Source organism: Paenibacillus sp. FSL R5-0749 (genome assembly GCF_038595085.1).
Classification (GTDB): Bacteria; Bacillota; Bacilli; order Paenibacillales; family Paenibacillaceae; genus Paenibacillus.
In genome coordinates, this window is sequence record NZ_CP152005.1 from 4,335,138 (window position 1) to 4,352,235 (window position 17,098).

The window sequence follows — 17,098 nt, forward strand, 5'->3', positions numbered from 1 at the left end:
CCAGCCCCTTTGCAATAACTCCTGATCACTTCTATTATGTTCGATCTGGCGAACAATATTTGAATACCCTTCAATAAAAAGGTACGTTTGTGTTTCCCGTTTCTAAATCCAACCTTTGCAAGACGAGTCTGTCCTAGTCCGCTCCAGCGTACGAATGCAATCCGGCAATGATCAGATTCACCCCAACTAGCGTAAACATGACAACCAGGAAACCAAGAACCGCAAGCCATGCAGACTTTTGACCTTGCCAACCTCTGGATAAACGCAAATGCAGATACACACTATAATATAGCCATGTAATTAACGCCCACACCTCTTTGGGGTCCCAACCCCAAAAACGACTCCAGGCAATCTGAGCCCAGATCATGGCAAAGATTAATGCTCCCAGTGTAAATATTGGAAAACCGATGGCAATCGCACGATAACTTATTTCATCCAGATCATCGGCATCGATTCCATCCATCATTGGCTGTAACGCTTGTCCAAGGGGTCTGCGCACAAGAAGTCGTACAATTCCATACAGGATCAGACCTACAATAAGTGACCAAATCACCGTATTCAGCTTACGCCCGGCATTTACGCCGTTCATCCAGGAAGGCGTCTCAAGTAAAGGTTTTTTCATGCCAAGAAACGGTGTCATGCTCTCCACTTCGCTATTATATGGCGCAAAAATTGGAGGCATGCGATAATTCACTTTCTCTATTGTACTATTTTCCTGTACCTGCATGTCAATGCTGACCGTTTTCTGCACAAAAACCGCCTCATAACCAGCTGCACGAAAGGCAAATACAGTCCCTATAAATCCAATAACGACAACGATCGTAACCAGGGTGAATTCAACCCATCCTCGTTGACGTCTTGAAGACTTGTCCTTACCACTAAAATCAACAGTACGGAGCAAATACATGAACCCTGCGGCAAAACCCACGGCGAAGAATGCTTCACCAAGTGCGGCCAACGTCACGTGTATTTTCAGCCAGATGGACTGAAGTGCCGGGATCAACGGTTGTACCTCCTGTGGAAATACAGCAGCATAAGCCATTATAATGATGGTAAGTGGTAAGGCAAACAAACCCAGTAACGACTTCCGATATATCGCGTATACAACGATAAATGCAACCATGATCATCATGGACAGAAAAGACATGAACTCGTACATGTTACTAACAGGAATATGCCCTGCCCCAGCCCATCGGGTTGCAAAGAATACAAGATGTGCCGCCAAAGCGACAGTCGAGGCAATGAAAGCTCGTTTACCCCAGCGATTCATGTGCGCCAGAGGATCACGATTGCTCCATTTTTTGCCCATTACCGCAACACCATATAAAAAGAATGCGGCACAATAGAGAAAGAAAGCTACGATAAATGCGTCGCTGCTGAAATCCAATAAATTCATGCTTGGTTCCCCCCGTTATCCAACGACTTCTCTTCCACTTCCAAATTCATTTGTTTCAAAACAGCCGCCACTTCACGCCTGAAGCCAAACCAGTTTTTGTTGGTATGTCCACCCAAGGTAAGCTGTTGATCATCAAAACGAATCCAGATGCGGCGATGATGCCAATAAAAACCCATGACCAGACCCAACATGACAATGCCGGCTCCTACCCACACAAAAGGCATTGCTTTATCTACGCGTATATTGAGATAACTTACGGATTGAATAATATCAACCTTGTCCATGCTGTCCACTTCCAACTGTAAAGGAATCTCTGTTCCAATTAGCTGTTGGTTAATTGCATCCTGCTGAAACCGTTGTTTATCAATCTGCTTCGCAAAATAAAGATATTGTATCCCCTCTTCCGGCAGATTCGGTCCCTTAATAAGAAAGAGAAAAGCAGGTGCATTAGGTGAAGGCGATATTGATTTGGGCTGTCCATTCTCATCCAATCCAAAGTCCATGAACTTTTCCTTCACGGTCAGTTCATAAGGGCCCGCTTCAAATGTTTTTTGGGTATCGACCATATCAATCTTAATCGCCCCATATACTTCACCAGTCTTTGTATTAACCAGATCCGGCGTTACGGATCGAATGGTGGGTGTTAGATCATAATCAAACTGATATGCTTTCAGACCGTTATAATTTAAGGGATGATTCACACGAACATCATGTCTGGCCACCTCAGCTAATTGAGGTTTTTTTGAAAGATCCGAACAATCTGCTGTACATTCATACAAAACAACTTTTGTTTCGAACAGTTTTGGAACGGTCTTGTTCAGGTTACGGAATTGCTCCGGTACTTCTTCCTCACTGTAAAATTCAACATTAAACTGTTCGTTTTTCAGATACATCGACGTATTCGGTATCTTTTTGATCTCACCTTCCGGAAAAGCAACATGCTCATCCAGATTCAGGCCAGGCAGCCCTCGTGCAAGCACCGCCAGCAGAAATATAATGAGTCCAATATGAATGACATATGGGCCCCATCGACTGAATCGCTGTTTCTCGGCGAGTAAAGCATCACCCTGAGTATGCACGCGGTAGCCTTTCTTTTTCAGCGGCGTAACCGCTTTCTTAATCCAGTCTTCTGGTGCCTCTTCGATAGGACCTTGGTACACCAGACGCTGTCTTGTTAGAAATTGCGTGTGTTTACGTATTTTCTGTTTATTCAGTGCTTTGTAGAGCGGTAGGACGCGATCCAGACTGCATATCACCAATGATGCACCAATCAGCACCAACAGCAAGATAAACCACCAGGATTCGTATGTATGGGATAAACCCAACAGATAATAGATATGACCCAACTGACCGTATGTTTCTTTGTAATACACGGAAGGATCAATATTTAGAAATGTACTTTCTTGCGGATAGATCGTGCCAAGCATAGAGCCTACAAGCGTTAACACAATCATATAGACAGCAATTTTGACGGATGAAAAAAAGTTCCAGATGCGATCAATGATGTTGGGATTACTGCGCTGTGAACGGCGCGCCATGCCATCGTAACGCATTTCCAGCACTTCATTCGATTTAGCTTCAGACTCCAGTAGTGGTTTCCCACATGCTTCACATAGTACAGTGCCAACCGGATTTTGGTGTCCGCACTCACATTTGGTATTTTGGAACACGAATAGACCTCCTGTCAGGGCTGCTTCGCCAGTTGCGAAATTTGAGCGTCAAGTGTGTCCAAATCAAGTTGCCCGATATGAATGGTAGAGATTTTGCCGGTGTCGGATACAAAAAATGTTGTTGGCATCGGAGAGATCCCGAAATCACGAACCGAGTTTTTCTCACGGTCTAACATGATTGGAAATGTAACCCCAACCTGCCGAACAAAATTATCCACGGTCATCTGGTCTTCTCCAACATTAATTCCGACAAATTGTACCCCCTTGTCCTTCCATTTGTCAGCTTGTGCCTGAAGTGCAGGCATTTCTTTAACACAAGGTTCACACCAGGTGCCCCAGAAATTGATCACCAATGCTTTTCCTTTGTACTCGTCAGACGTATGAACTTGACCATCCAGGCCCAGCAGTTCAAAAGAAGGAGACCTGTCCCCTTCCTTTGGCTTGCCGTTCGAGCCGGATACCGATGTCGTAATCGCATATCCGCCCAACACCAGGATCAATGTCAAAATGACGATTTGCACCGTTCTTCTTGATTTCCCCATGTGCTGCTCCCCTTTTAAGTGACTCTAACACTCGCATATTATTGAACTGGACAACTGTGAACATCCTATGAACAATTATAGCGAATTTCGTCACAAAACTGCGGCGGTTTTATGAAAATTATGTGTCCTCACATTACCTTTTTTTCATTTTTCTGGCTGGTTCTGATTGTGCGAGGGTAATCAGGTTGTTAACTTCCTCTTTGGTCAGATTGCGTGTCAAACCACGTTTCAGGTTTTGTAGCAAAATGCCACCAAACGAAATCCGTTTCAACCGGGTTACCGGATGGTTGATCGCCTCGAACATGCGTCTAACCTGACGGTTACGCCCTTCATAGATCGTAATGGAGATCACCGACTCATTGGCCGCTGTATCCACATCTTTGTACTCCACCTCTGCAGGAGCAGTCATGCCATCATCAAGCATAATGCCTGTCTTTAATTTTTCCAGAGCCGAACCATGCGGCACACCTTTGACCGTTGCGTGATAAGTTTTGGGTACGTGATGCTTCGGATGCGTCAACAAATGTGCAAACTCACCATCATTGGTCAGAATCAATAAGCCCTCTGTGTCATAATCCAGACGACCCACAGGGTATACACGTTCCTTGACACCTTTCAGGTAGTCGGATACAATTTTCCGACCTTCCGGGTCAGATGCACTTGTGATTACGCCTTTTGGCTTGTTCAACATCAAGTACACTTTTTTCTCACTGCGGATCGGTTTTCCATTAACCGTAATCATATCCTCTTCGGGGTTCGCTTTCGTACCCAGTTCGGTTACGACCTCCCCGTTAACTTCTACTTTGCCGGACAGGATTAGTTCCTCGCTCTTACGGCGGGATGCAATGCCTGCCTGTGCGATAATTTTTTGTAATCTTTCCATGTTTGTCATGTCACCTCACACTAATGATACCCATCACGCAAGGAAATCACAAGGATAATCCAAGGATTTTGTAAACTGACGACACGAATATCCATTTCAGGCTGACTTCCCCTTTGAGATTCACGTAAAAAAAGCCTACCTTTGCACGATCTGTTCAACACAGATAGCGTAAAGATAAGCCTTTACCTCAAACCAATTAATTGGAAACTTTTCCGGCAACTGCAACCTGTTTTTTGGCAGGCGTAGCGCTGTCCTTAATGAAAGACTGCAATGTTTTGGAAGTAATATAATAGGTGCGTCCACCGTATACAAATGTCATCATACCAATGACCCGGTTGTTCTGGTCCAGCACAGGGCCACCTGAATTACCTTGTGCCATGGATTTCACAATACTGCCGATTCCCTTTTTACCCGGAACATCCGAGGCTTGGGAACTGAACACTCTGCTTTTGGCTATCGTATTGTAGGTTGAAGGAAAATCTTCATCCAGGATGACCAGATCACCAGCAGGATTTTTGGGGAATCCAATCGTATAGACAACCTGGTTATCCCTTGCGTTTGCAAATGTGACCGGTTGGGCGTCTATTTCCTTGTCCAACTTCAGCAGCGCCATGTCTGTTACCGGATCAGTCTTCACAATCTTTGCCTTTACAGGTTTACCTAAGGAACCCGGACTCGCAACAGTCAGTGTGCCTTCATCGCCATCAGACAGTTCAGCATAACTCTGAACCACATGGTAATTCGTGAGCACTTCATCCTTCGAGATCAGTATCGAGGTACCAATATCATAATATACCATATCGGGTTCATTCTGCTTGACCAAACGTACATTCACGACGGGGAAAGAATCCGCTGTGACTGCCATTTGTGCACGCAGCTGTTTGTCGAAGTAACCTGTAAAATGTATCGTCTGAACGGCTTGAGCCGCCGCCAGCCCCGTTGAACCAGCGAGCATTGCAATGGCAAGCACACCTGACATTCCAACACGGAGCATTCGTTTCCAACTCTTCTGCATGTCTCACTCTCCTCCGCTATTATTCTAGCATAACTAATATATCGGAAGGAAAGGAGATATCTTTTAACCAAAAACGAGCAAACAAATGGCGAGGGCAGCAATAAAACCAACGACATCGGAAAACAACCCTACTTTGAGTGCATACCGACCATTCCTTATGCCTACAGCCCCGAAATAGACAGTCAGCACATATAATGTAGTATCTGTACTCCCCTGAATCGTAGATGCCATACGTCCAATCATGGAGTCGGGGCCATGGGTTTTAATCAGATCGGTTGTAAACGCCAGGGAGCCTGTCCCAGTCAAAGGACGCAGTATTCCGAGTGGTAACACTTCGCCTGGAACACCCATCCAGGACACCAATGGAGCCAATAGACTAATTACAAAATCCAGTGCACCCGAGGCACGAAATACGCTGATTGCGACCATCATGCCTACGAGATGCGGGATAATACTGATTGCAGTAGAGAATCCATCCTTGGCCCCATCAACAAAGGATTCGTAAACCGGGACCTTTTTGGTAAACGCATATAATGGAACAAACGCGATAATAACCGGGATGGCCCAGACAGAGATCCAGTTGATGAAGGTTAACAAAGCTACTCATCCTTTCATGCCGGGTTTGCCACTTTTCTGTATACGTGGCGGTTTATGTAAAGCCCTATTCCGATACCAGCGATCGGCGATTATAGCAGCAAGTGTAGCGATAATGGTAGCCATTAATGTTGTTCCCACGATCTCTGTAGCATTGGCGGAATGATAGTTTAATCGGATGGCAATTAGCGTTGTTGGAATAATGGTAATGCTGGCCGTATTCAGAGCCAGTAAGGTGCACATGGCTGGAGAAGCTGTTTGTTTATCCGGATTAAGCTCCTGCAGCTGTTGCATGGCTTTGATTCCCATTGGTGTCGCCGCATTTCCTAGCCCCAGCAGATTGGCACTCATATTGGAGAGAATATAACCCATCGCCGGATGATTTTTGGGCACATCGGGGAACAGGAAGCCCACAATGGGACCGAGCAGCTTAGCAATCCGAGACAGGAGACCGGCATCCTCAGCCATTTTCATCATGCCCATCCAGAACACAAGCACACTGATCAGTCCAAAACACACTGTAACTCCCGTGGCCGCGCCATCAAAAGCGGCTTGCGTGACCACCTCAATATTGCCGTTGATGGCTGCAAAAGCAAATCCGATTAAGATCATTAGCAGCCAAATTAAATTGATCAATGGTTATACCCTCCCTTCAACGATGATTCTACTAAGGAGACAACAGGTGACTTAACACGGCACGCCAAGCTGCTGCCCAGGAAGAAACGTCTCCGATTCCCCCTATCGTTGCCTCATCTGTCTTTGGTTCAGGAGGAATAAAACTGCCTTTGCGATATACCGGAATCGAGCCAACAAGTTTTCCGTCAAGTTGCATATCGATGCGTCCTGCCAATCCAAATGTAGGGTCTGTTGATTGTTTATTCCCTTCCGTTTCAGATTGGGCGCGATTTTCGTGCAAAATCAACTTTTTAGTCAATGAACTTTTCTCACTCTCAGCAAGTGGATACCAAAATCCCCGGCCTGTAACGACATCTGTATTTTGCACAGGCTGTTCTTGCCTCGCAATCTCTACCAATGGGAAGTATTCAAACCCAAAATCAAGCATCCGAGCATGATCATTCCAATCATTTCCATCGTTCAGCGTTACCGCGGCGAGCTGCTGTCCATTGCGTGTAGCCGAGCTGACCAAACATCTGAAAGCTTTCTTTGTATAGCCGGTTTTCACACCATCTGCACCTTCATACATCCGTAGCATTTTATTTTTGTTGTGCCAGGAGTATTCCCAGCTTTCATTGGGGTTCGGTGCGGATTTGTCCTCCGTGGCCACGATGCGTTTGAATACCGGATTGTGCAACGCGTAGGCAGTTAATCTGGCCAAGTCATTGGCTGTAGAATAATGACCTTCTGCATCCAGTCCATGAGGGTTCATAAAGTGGGAGTGCGTCAGACCGATTTGCTCTGCCTTTTTGTTCATTAATAGCACAAATCCTTCTTCCGAACCCCCCACATGCTCTGCGATCGCAGAAGCCGCGTCATTGCCTGAACGGAGCATTAGCCCGTACAACATGTTCTCGAGTGTCATCTCTTCACCTAACTTCAGATAGAGAGACGATCCTTCTTTGGCAAAAGCCGTGGGAGACACTTTCACTTTCTCATCCAGCTTGCTGTGTTCGATCGCTACAATCGCTGTCATGATTTTGGTCAAGCTGGCAATTCGCAGTTCCTTATCCCCATCCTTGCTGTATAAGATCCGGCCTGATGTGACATCGATGAGAGCAGCGCTTTGCGCATGTGTGGACGGACCTTGAATTGTTGCCTGGGCTTGAGTAACCCCTAAGGAAGACAGCAAGAAGACAGGGATAAGCATGCATGCAAGAACTTTCGTTATTTTTCGCATCAATTCATTCCTCCGGGTCACTTGGAATCTTGTACTATCTTATGTTCGGACAACTTGGAGTATGTCCCATAGGGCAAAAACAGCAAAAATCCCTCACGCTTGGATGCGGGAGGGATCATGACCAACTTATTCAGCTATAGGTTGAAGGATCTGGTGTAACCGGTACATCTGTTGTATTCATTGGTGTTGTATTACGTTGGAACATGCCTTGAATTCGATCAAGAACATAAGGCGTAGAGTCAATGAGTTTCTCAAACAGATGTGTGGAGTTATCAAGTGGCACAATGTGTACCCCCTGTTTACCTACCACCAGGAACGCAATAGGACGTATGGATACACCGCCGCCGCTACCGCCACCAAATGGAGAAGCCACTTTTGCTGAACTGGCATGTTCAGTAGAAGTCCCCGTGGCACCACTTTTGCCATTACTTTCTCCATTGACGTGAAAATCACTACCACCGGCAGCAAATCCGAATCCCACCTTACTGATTGGCAGAATCACGGTACCATCCGGTGTTTCTACTGCATCGCCAACAATTGTATTGACATCCACCATGGCCTTGATATTCTCCATAGCGGTTTCCATTAAGCCTTGAATTGGATGATCTGACATTTTAATTCCCTCCAGTTTCAATGTAAGCTAGGTTTGATCTAACCATATCATCCCCAAACTTGAAGGGACTTATGTAAATAAGCAATTTAAGTACACTCACTGAACTCCAACCTCACACTCCCAAAAACAGACCGACTAAGATGGACATCTACAGTGCTGTCCCACTAAGTTTTTTCTTTTGCTTTCGCTTCTCCTTACGCTTACGGCGTTGTTCTTGAAGAAGCTGAAGCCACATCCGCCATCCGCCTTCGACTTGGAGCACACGGGTTAGCAGTGTAAATCCAGCGATCAAAAGAGCTGTAATCCGAATCTTTACTCTGCAATCGAGCTCTGTTCTGAACTCCATTTCGTCTGACCACACCGGCATCACCTGAAGCACGGGTGTCTCATCGAACCGAATCTGATAGGTGAGAAAACCAACAATAATGGACTTGATACTCCACACCCAGCCCGTCAGCACCGCGGTGTATGCTGCATCGCCAACGCCGATGTGGGTAGACCAGGACAGTTGAGTCATATGCACATGCATGAGTGTTTGCTTGAGCCACAGCTTGAGTGCATCAGTCGCTCTTAGCATAACCTTTACATCTTTGGCCCACTTTTTGACTTTACGTTTGTTCACCCGCTCACTACCCTGGGCTTCCCCTCTGGAATGATTCATGGACTGTTCAGTCTTGACCAGAAAACCTTCCTTCATATTGCGAAAAACAATACTCGGGATCTCATAGTTAATCCGCACAATTCCATAAAGAATACGAACATTAATATTGGCGTAATCATCACTTTTATGCTTACTGAATGTAAAATGTACATGAACATTTGAGATGAGGACTGCGGCAATCAGCAATGCGAACAATAAACCGATTCCTCCAAGCCAAATCCACACAGGCCTTACCTCCAAGCCCTCAATTCTTTTCTCGTCTAGTATGGCACTCTGGATAGGAAAAAATTCACGTCTGACCTAAAAATCCCATTTCAGATTTATTTGGAACCGGTCCGTAACCTTTTATATAGACAAATTTGGACTTAAGATTAGTTACACTGGTCACTCCGATGACAGAATAACCTTCCGATCGCTGTTATCCCCAGATTTTTTTGATTCCCTTCTCTAAAGGGTAAATCCGGGGATAAGCGTATGCTTCCGATGCAGCTTTCTTTCAGAAAGCTTTTAGACGAACACTCCGTTTCTTCAGATTATTTCTGTCCTCTCCGTTATGTGTAAAATCTTTAGTTCAATCTATCTAAAACAATGCACAAATAACCGACTCCACTGCTGGGTGTCGGTTATCATGAATTTGCAAATTAGAATGATGAATCCGTATTATCGTCTTCGTTGTCTATTTGACTCCCATCATCTGTCGGATCAGCGCTTTCCGGTTCCAATTGTTGCAAATCCAGTTTGTTGAACAACAGTTGTGTCTCTTCCTCCAGGTTTTCCGAATCTTCAAACAACCCTGGTTCCGGAAGGTCTTTGATTGAAGCTAGTCCGAAATAATCCAGAAATGACTTGGTCGTTCCGTACAAAATGGGGCGTCCGATTGCCTCCGCTCGTCCCACTTCAATGATCAGATCCTTATTCACAAGTGTATGAATAGCCCGCTCCGATTTTACACCGCGAATCTCCTCAATCTCAACCCGGGTAATCGGCTGCCGGTACGCCACGATGGCCAACGTCTCCAGCGCCGCCTGGGATAAGGAGGTTCGTGCTGGTGAATACGCCAGTTTCTCAAAATACACAGCATGCTCAGGCAAGGTACCCAGCTGAACTACGCCAGCAATCTTGAGAATCTGTACACCTCGACCCTGCTGTGAAAATTCATGAATCATCTCCTCAATCGCGTCCGTTACAAGCTCCACTCGCTGGTCGACGATCTCGGCAATTTGTTTGATGCTTAGACCCTCTTCTCCGGACAAAAACAGCAGGCCTTCAATAATCGATTTCAATTTCGGAAAATCCATGATTCTTTGTTTCCCCTCTCCACTCCATAACGATATCCTCAAACAACCGTTCCTGATAACAGACAATCTGCTTCATCTTCATCAGTTCCAGCACCGCCAGAAAAGTGACAACAATCTCATGGCGATAGATATGCTCATCCATCAATTTGGAGAATAACAGTCTGCCTCCCGGCCCCATACTTTCCAAAGCGCCGATGACATCCCGTATCCGGTCCTTAACCGAAATCTCATCCCGTTTGATACGGGTTACGGTTGTACGCTTCTCAGCCTTGCGTAGCGCCTTCTGAAATGCTGCAATCAGGTCAGAGGTATGTAATCCCTCAACCGGGTTCGAAGGAGCTTCTACAGGCATATAAGGGCGCAGATCCTCGGGCTCTTTGGAAAATATAAGGCTGCGTTCCCACTCACGTTCATGAAGATGTCGCGCAATTCCCTTGTACTTGCGATATTCTATCAGACGTGCAATGAGCTCTGCACGTGGATCATAATCTTCTTCTTCCATAAAATCATAATCCTCGAAGTCTTCAATTACCGGTGGTTTGGGCAGTAGAAGTTTGCTCTTGATCGACAGCAGTGTAGCAGCCATGACCAGAAATTCACTTGTAATATCCAGTTCCAGTTCCTGCATCGAATGCAGATACGCCATGTATTGATCGGTAATATCGCTGATGGGAATATCCTGGATATGAATTTCAGCCTTGTCAATCAGGTGAAGCAGCAGATCCAAAGGCCCTTCAAAAGTCTCCAGTTTGTATGTAACTACCGTCACTAGACGAATCCTCCCGCCAGAAAAATACAAAACCCTGCCAAGCCGTCCGAATCCGGTCTCCCGTCTTCGTCTGCGCATAGCAGGGCACTACTATTAAATAAGCACTATTTTAGCTGTTTCGTCAAGTTTGCCATCTCAATTGCCGCCGTAGCTGCATCCCAACCTTTGTTACCCGCCTTGGTTCCGGCACGTTCAATCGCTTGTTCAATATTTTCTGTCGTAACCAATCCGAAGATCGTAGGCACGCCAGTTTTCAGGTTAATTGCTGCTACCCCTTTAGCCATCTCGTTGCACACATAATCGTAATGTGTAGTTGATCCACGGATAACGGTTCCCAGGGTAATCACTGCATCATACTTGCCGCTCTCTGCCATCTTCTGCGCAATCAAAGGGATTTCGAACGCTCCTGGAACCCAGGCTACATCTACTTCATCATCCTGCACACCGTGACGTTTGAATGCATCGAGCGCTGCGCTAAGCAATTTACTGGTGATAAATTCGTTGAAACGTCCAACGACAACTCCATATCTGGATCCTTCTGATACTAAATGTCCTTCGAAAAATTGTGGCATTCAAGTCATCTCCCTAACGGTATAATGTAATGTAAGTAACGGAAATTCCTAAGTAATCAATTCCATAAATTACATGGTGAACGTTGTTCATCTAAAACGCATTTACTGTTCGTTCTGCTCGATATCATCAAACTTGAGCATATGCCCCAGCTTGGCTTGCTTCGTATGAAGATACACCGTATTGTCCTCGTTCTCTTTCATTTCGATCGCAACACGCTCTACGACTTCAAGTCCATATCCTTCAAGACCTTTAATTTTACGAGGATTATTGGTTAGCAGTCTGATCTGACGAACCCCAAGGTCTTTCAGAATTTGGGCGCCAATTCCATAATCACGCAAGTCGGCAGCAAATCCCAGCTTCAGGTTTGCATCCACCGTATCCAGACCTTCCTCTTGCAGCTTGTAAGCTTTGAGTTTGTTGATGAGTCCAATGCCTCGACCTTCCTGTCTCATATAAAGCAGTACGCCGTTGCCTTCTTCATTGATCTGTTTGAGTGCCGCATCAAACTGAGGACCACAGTCACAACGATGGGAATGGAATACATCGCCTGTCAGACATTCAGAGTGTACCCGTACAAGTACAGGTTTGGAACCATCAATCTCACCTTTAACCAGAGCCACATGTTCCTTGTTGTCTACAGCATTTGTATAGGCCACTGCTTGAAACTCGCCAAAGTCTGTTGGCATACGTACAGCCACTTCACGTTGAACCAGCTGTTCTTTTTCATTACGGTAACGAATCATGTCCTGAATACTGATCAGCTTCAGATCATGTTTGCGGGCAATCTCCTGCAGATCCGGAAGTCTGGCCATTGTGCCATCTTCCTTAATCACTTCACAGATAACGCCTGCGGGATACGAACCACACATAATGGCCAAATCTACTGCCGCTTCTGTGTGGCCCGCACGACGAAGTACACCGCCGTCTTTTGCAATCAGCGGGAACATGTGACCAGGCTTACGGAAGTCCCCGGCTTTCGCCTCAGGATCGATCAGACCTTTCACGGTAATAGAGCGTTCATGTGCCGAGATACCGGTTGTGGTATCTTTGTGGTCCACAGAGACCGTGAAGGCAGTTCCGTGGAAATCCGTATTTTGTTGAACCATTGGTTTCAAGTTAAGTTCATCCGCACGTTGTTGTGTAATCGGAACACAGACCAGACCTCTACCTTCAGTAATCATGAAATTAATGACTTCAGGTGTCGCCTTTTCAGCCAAAGCGATAAAATCGCCTTCATTCTCCCGATCTTCATCATCCACAACAATGACGGGTTTGCCACGCATGAGATCATATATGGCTGCTTCTATCGTGTCCAAAATGGATTGTTCTGACATTGTCCCACCTCCAGTTTATTTCTTTCTCTATTTATGCAAATCCGTGATTGGCGAGAAAATCTTCACTGATACTGCGCGGCTTGCCAGCACCCGTCTCTCGATGTCCTCTCCCATACTGGAGCAGATGATCCACATATTTGCCCAAAATATCGCATTCGATATTAATGGTATCCCCTGTCTTTTTCACATTTAGTACAGTTTCACCAATGGTATGCGGGATAATGGAAACCGTGAATGCGGTATCCGATGTATGGACAACGGTCAAGCTAATGCCATCCAGTGTAACCGATCCTTTGGGGATCAGGTATTTGAACAACTGGTGATCATCCGGCTTGATCTCAAACACAATCGCATTCTGATCACGTGTTATACTGCCAATCACTCCAGTACCATCGACATGGCCTTGAACGATATGTCCTCCAAAACGGCCACCGGATTGCATGGCCCGCTCCAGATTAACTTTACTGCCGGATTGCAGCTGACTGAGATTGGTATGGCGATACGTTTCAGGCATGACATCGGCGGTAAAGCCGCCACCTTCCAACGTTGTCGCAGTTAAACATACTCCGTTCACTGCTACACTATCACCTATCTTGAGATCGTCCATGATGGCGGAAGCTCCGATATTCAGGACCATCGCTTCGCCTTTCCGACCAATACGCCGGATCTGACCAACTTCTTCCACCAAACCGGTAAACATGCTGCCGCCTCCCTTGTTTAATTTATTTATTCAGGCCACACCGGAATACCGCCAATGCTGATATTATCTCCAACTTGTTCGATCTCCAACTGATTCAATTGAATTGCCTGGTTCATACGTTCCACACCCTCGAAGCGGAAACTGCCAGGTGTATCATAACCGCCTACAATCTTAGGAGCGATAAACATGAGCAGTCGATCGACCAACCGTGCCTCCAGCATCGCTCCATTCAGAGTGCCTCCGCCTTCAAGCAAAATCGAACCAATCTCACGCTCACCCAACTTGCTAAGTCCGTTTAACAGATCCACACGTGGTCCAGGACCACAGCGGATAATTTCAACACCGTAGGCTTCCAAACGTTCAGCAGCTTCAGGACTGGCTTCGTCTGTTGTCAATACCCATGTTGGAGCAAGACCATCCTTAACCATTTTGGAACCTACTGGAAGACGCAACTTGGAATCCACCACGATTCGTACCGGGCTGATGCCTTCCACTTGCAAGCGGGTTGTAAGCTCCGGATTATCTGCGATCACCGTGTCGACACCAACCATAATGCCTTGGTGACGATGACGAAGGGCATGCACAATCTCACGAGCGGACTCGTTGGAGATCCACTTACTGTCTCCGCTGCGAGTGGCAATTTTCCCATCCAAAGTCGTAGCCGTTTTCAGTGTCACGAAAGGAAGGCCTGTTGTAATAAATTTAATGAATTTTTCATTCATGCGTCTTCCACGCTCACGCAGTACGCCAACTTCAACTTCAATGCCTTGTTGACGAAGCATGCTTATGCCTCTGCCGGATACTTGCGGATTTGGATCTTCACAACATACCACAACACGTTTTACCTTTTCATGAATCAGGCGTTCACTGCAAGGTGGCGTCTTGCCATAATGACTGCAGGGCTCAAGTGTAACGTATACCGTACTGCCTTCTGCATCGCTGCCCGCCATGTTCAGTGCATGTACCTCCGCATGACCGGTTCCACGTTTCAGATGGCTCCCAAGGCCTACAATACGCCCCTCTTTCACAACCACACATCCAACAACCGGATTAATTCCCGTCTGTCCCTGTGCTCGTTCCGCCATATCTAGTGCCAGTGCCATATAAAATTCATCATTGATCATTTCCAAATCCGTTCACCCCGCGGTTTAAAGTCTTGTTTATTAAAAAATCCCCGTCGAACAACCGTTCGATGGGGATGATGAGAGACAAATGTCAACAACAGGAGTCAAATGGATACAGCACGCCAACACTTTGCCCAAAACTTCATTTCGGACAAGTGAAAATAGACACATACCTTAATGAACATCAATTACAGGTAAAGAGCTTTATCGTGTGGCATATGTATGGAACTGTCCGGCCTAACCGGATCTTCCCTGCACAGTGCAAGACAAACACATCGTGACTGTACAGCCAACTCCTGCTGAATGCAAACCTGTTAGGTCTGCACCTCTCCTTCTCCCATCCAGACTATACTGTCGGTTCTGGAATTACACCAGATCAGCCATCTGCCACAGGCAGACAGGTCACGGACTTTGCATCAAGTGCTGGACATGTGTCCTTACACTCCCTGCATCACCGCCGGTAGGGAATTGCACCCTGCCCTGAAGGATTGCTTTCGTTATTAATTGGATGTTAGCACTTTAATGCCAAAAAATCAATTGTTTTTTGTTCCTTTTTGTCACATACTAACTTTTAATAAGCTAAGATACAGCAAAAAAACCGCATCTCACTAAGAGACACGATTTTAAGTTTTTAGATTATAGATTTTAGTTTACATCCTTCTCAGTTCCATCACAGCATTCTACATATCAGGAAAACACCAACGCACCATATGCTTCAAATCTTTGGCATTGTGAAATGGCAAGCGGTCAGGTTCTGGCAGCGGCGAACTGGGAAGCGGAATACCTCTCGCAACTCTTCTGACCCAACTTGTGGAATCGATCGCGATAGCCGAGCATTGCCAGCGTCCAGTCGTTCTCGGTCGAAACGTTCTCTGCAAATCGGTTTTTCCCGGCATGTCAGGAAAGACACCATCGAGATATTCAACGATAACGCGTTTGTCTCTGACTTCATGACAGTATACCGTCACCCATACACCTTCCCGGACCCGAACAGCATACACATCTCCAGCTTCTGCCTCCCCTGTGCCTGCATCAGGAGATTTCTTTGGCACTTTCCCTCGAACACTTCTCATCTTCTCCAATGCTCCCAGGATCGTTTCCTTTACAGGTGGACTCTCTTCAGGTTTATCCGCAAGAGATATGCTACTCAGATCAAAATCATGGAATATCTTGTTCAGGTTGTTCTCATTGATTCCGATAGATGAGTCCCACCACGCCAGAGGAGCCTGTACCTCAACCCGCACATTGGGGCGCGCGTCACGCTGTATGTAAGTCGTGTATTCTGTGATCATTCCGGGATGTTCCGGCGTATCCAGTATGCCAATCAGAGCTAATGTCTCAAGCAAGTCCCGATAAGCATATTCCTTTTGTGTAGGCAAAAGACGTTCCTTCTTGAGTGCTATTGCTGCTTTGCTGTAGCGTGTTTTTGGAGGTAATTGGCGCAGCACTGTTAACACCGCACAGAGTGTCCAGCGGTCGTAATCATTAGGTATTGGAAGCTCCTGCGCGGCAGCTAGCTCTCGGAGTGCCAGTACTTGTCCAAAGGGATCACCATCCAAAGGTGTTCCATTGGTCATGCGCCAATACCATTGTAACGTCGAGTCGGTTGCTTGATCTACGCTTAATCCGCAGATCTGACAAGTACTCGAAGATGGATATGGCGTGTGTTCATGGCTTGGCATACCGCTTGCAATAAGCTTGCCCGTAATCAGCGAGCGCCAGATCATGGGTGCTGACCACATCGATGCGACAAAGGCCTGTGCTGCTTCATTTATCGTCCATTGATTTGCAAGTTGTTTCAGCTCAGCGATCGTTTCATCATGCCCCGGACGTACAAACCGGTTCGGTTCATGCCCCGCTGTCTCAAGCGCTTCTAAATCCGGTGTGGATATACTCTGAGAAACATCATGTCGGGATGCCTGTAGTTCCTCGTCCCATCGTGTGGGTCCGCTATAGACTTGTTTTAACAAACGTAATTGATCCACTGTATTCAAAGGTTCTTCATCCTCCCTTGTCGCTTCGTCTAACGACAGAATAACCCCATGCCAGAACTTTCGCCAGATCCATTATG

Annotated in this window: 17 protein-coding genes and 1 riboswitch; all 17 genes read right to left on the reverse strand. The window is 46.2% G+C overall.

What is annotated here, in order from left to right:
- Positions 1-133: 133 nt before the first annotated feature.
- Complete coding sequence (ccsA, locus tag MKY85_RS19255; RefSeq protein WP_342570557.1) at positions 134-1,396, reverse strand: cytochrome c biogenesis protein CcsA; 1,263 nt, start codon at positions 1,394-1,396, stop codon at positions 134-136.
- A complete protein-coding gene (locus MKY85_RS19260) occupies positions 1,393-3,066 on the reverse strand; it encodes a cytochrome c biogenesis protein ResB (protein WP_339235270.1) in 1,674 nt (557 codons plus the stop codon). The genes ccsA and MKY85_RS19260 overlap by 4 nt, the downstream gene beginning before the upstream one ends.
- 14 nt (positions 3,067-3,080) lie before the next feature.
- Complete coding sequence (locus MKY85_RS19265) at positions 3,081-3,608, reverse strand: redoxin family protein (protein ID WP_339235274.1); 528 nt, start codon at positions 3,606-3,608, stop codon at positions 3,081-3,083.
- Positions 3,609-3,741: 133 nt separating this feature from the next.
- Entirely contained in the window at positions 3,742-4,491 is a 750-nt protein-coding gene (locus MKY85_RS19270; RefSeq protein ID WP_124116190.1) for a pseudouridine synthase, read from the reverse strand.
- A 196-nt stretch (positions 4,492-4,687) separates the two neighbouring features.
- Positions 4,688-5,506 (reverse strand): serine protease, encoded by an 819-nt coding sequence (locus MKY85_RS19275; RefSeq protein WP_339235278.1) that lies wholly within the window; start codon positions 5,504-5,506, stop codon positions 4,688-4,690.
- Between the two features lie 63 nt (positions 5,507-5,569).
- The gene (locus tag MKY85_RS19280) at positions 5,570-6,103 is read right to left on the reverse strand and encodes a spore maturation protein (protein WP_062835224.1); all 534 of its coding nucleotides are present in this window, start codon (positions 6,101-6,103) and stop codon (positions 5,570-5,572) included.
- Positions 6,104-6,109: 6 nt separating this feature from the next.
- Positions 6,110-6,736, reverse strand: coding sequence for a nucleoside recognition domain-containing protein (locus MKY85_RS19285; RefSeq protein WP_339235281.1), 627 nt, complete (start codon positions 6,734-6,736; stop codon positions 6,110-6,112).
- Between the two features lie 31 nt (positions 6,737-6,767).
- The gene (locus MKY85_RS19290; protein WP_339235282.1) at positions 6,768-7,955 is read right to left on the reverse strand and encodes a D-alanyl-D-alanine carboxypeptidase family protein; all 1,188 of its coding nucleotides are present in this window, start codon (positions 7,953-7,955) and stop codon (positions 6,768-6,770) included.
- A gap of 130 nt (positions 7,956-8,085) precedes the next feature.
- The gene (gene ytfJ / locus MKY85_RS19295) at positions 8,086-8,568 is read right to left on the reverse strand and encodes a GerW family sporulation protein (protein WP_339307231.1); all 483 of its coding nucleotides are present in this window, start codon (positions 8,566-8,568) and stop codon (positions 8,086-8,088) included.
- Between the two features lie 148 nt (positions 8,569-8,716).
- Positions 8,717-9,454: a DUF2953 domain-containing protein gene (locus tag MKY85_RS19300; protein ID WP_342570558.1), complete on the reverse strand. Its 738-nt coding sequence runs from the start codon at positions 9,452-9,454 to the stop codon at positions 8,717-8,719.
- 416 nt (positions 9,455-9,870) lie between these two features.
- On the reverse strand, positions 9,871-10,527 hold the full coding sequence (gene scpB, locus MKY85_RS19305; RefSeq protein ID WP_339256165.1) for an SMC-Scp complex subunit ScpB: 657 nt from the start codon (positions 10,525-10,527) through the stop codon (positions 9,871-9,873).
- Entirely contained in the window at positions 10,496-11,296 is an 801-nt protein-coding gene (locus tag MKY85_RS19310) for a segregation/condensation protein A (protein WP_339235375.1), read from the reverse strand. Before MKY85_RS19310 ends, scpB begins: the two co-directional genes overlap by 32 nt.
- Positions 11,297-11,400: 104 nt before the next feature.
- Positions 11,401-11,868 (reverse strand): 6,7-dimethyl-8-ribityllumazine synthase, encoded by a 468-nt coding sequence (gene ribE, locus MKY85_RS19315; protein WP_017687651.1) that lies wholly within the window; start codon positions 11,866-11,868, stop codon positions 11,401-11,403.
- A gap of 102 nt (positions 11,869-11,970) precedes the next feature.
- Positions 11,971-13,203: a bifunctional 3,4-dihydroxy-2-butanone-4-phosphate synthase/GTP cyclohydrolase II gene (locus MKY85_RS19320; protein WP_339256167.1), complete on the reverse strand. Its 1,233-nt coding sequence runs from the start codon at positions 13,201-13,203 to the stop codon at positions 11,971-11,973.
- A gap of 31 nt (positions 13,204-13,234) precedes the next feature.
- Complete coding sequence (ribE, locus tag MKY85_RS19325; RefSeq protein WP_150364570.1) at positions 13,235-13,903, reverse strand: riboflavin synthase; 669 nt, start codon at positions 13,901-13,903, stop codon at positions 13,235-13,237.
- Between the two features lie 26 nt (positions 13,904-13,929).
- Positions 13,930-15,033 (reverse strand): bifunctional diaminohydroxyphosphoribosylaminopyrimidine deaminase/5-amino-6-(5-phosphoribosylamino)uracil reductase RibD, encoded by a 1,104-nt coding sequence (gene ribD, locus MKY85_RS19330; RefSeq protein WP_339235382.1) that lies wholly within the window; start codon positions 15,031-15,033, stop codon positions 13,930-13,932.
- A 319-nt stretch (positions 15,034-15,352) separates the two neighbouring features.
- Positions 15,353-15,519: riboswitch (FMN riboswitch) on the reverse strand.
- 188 nt (positions 15,520-15,707) lie between these two features.
- Positions 15,708-17,012, reverse strand: coding sequence for a hypothetical protein (locus MKY85_RS19335; protein ID WP_342573427.1), 1,305 nt, complete (start codon positions 17,010-17,012; stop codon positions 15,708-15,710).
- Positions 17,013-17,098: the final 86 nt, after the last annotated feature.

Excerpts from the sequence above, each read along its gene's own strand:
- ccsA (WP_342570557.1), bottom strand. The coding sequence starts at position 1,396 with ATGAATTTATTGGATTTCAGCAGCGACGCATTTATCGTAGCTTTCTTT.
- MKY85_RS19265 (WP_339235274.1), bottom strand. The coding sequence starts at position 3,608 with ATGGGGAAATCAAGAAGAACGGTGCAAATCGTCATTTTGACATTGATC.
- MKY85_RS19270 (WP_124116190.1), bottom strand. The coding sequence starts at position 4,491 with ATGGAAAGATTACAAAAAATTATCGCACAGGCAGGCATTGCATCCCGC.
- MKY85_RS19275 (WP_339235278.1), bottom strand. The coding sequence starts at position 5,506 with ATGCAGAAGAGTTGGAAACGAATGCTCCGTGTTGGAATGTCAGGTGTG.
- MKY85_RS19290 (WP_339235282.1), bottom strand. The coding sequence starts at position 7,955 with ATGCGAAAAATAACGAAAGTTCTTGCATGCATGCTTATCCCTGTCTTC.
- ytfJ (WP_339307231.1), bottom strand. The coding sequence starts at position 8,568 with ATGTCAGATCATCCAATTCAAGGCTTAATGGAAACCGCTATGGAGAAT.
- scpB (WP_339256165.1), bottom strand. The coding sequence starts at position 10,527 with ATGGATTTTCCGAAATTGAAATCGATTATTGAAGGCCTGCTGTTTTTG.
- ribE (WP_017687651.1), bottom strand. The coding sequence starts at position 11,868 with ATGCCACAATTTTTCGAAGGACATTTAGTATCAGAAGGATCCAGATAT.
- MKY85_RS19320 (WP_339256167.1), bottom strand. The coding sequence starts at position 13,203 with ATGTCAGAACAATCCATTTTGGACACGATAGAAGCAGCCATATATGAT.
- ribE (WP_150364570.1), bottom strand. The coding sequence starts at position 13,903 with ATGTTTACCGGTTTGGTGGAAGAAGTTGGTCAGATCCGGCGTATTGGT.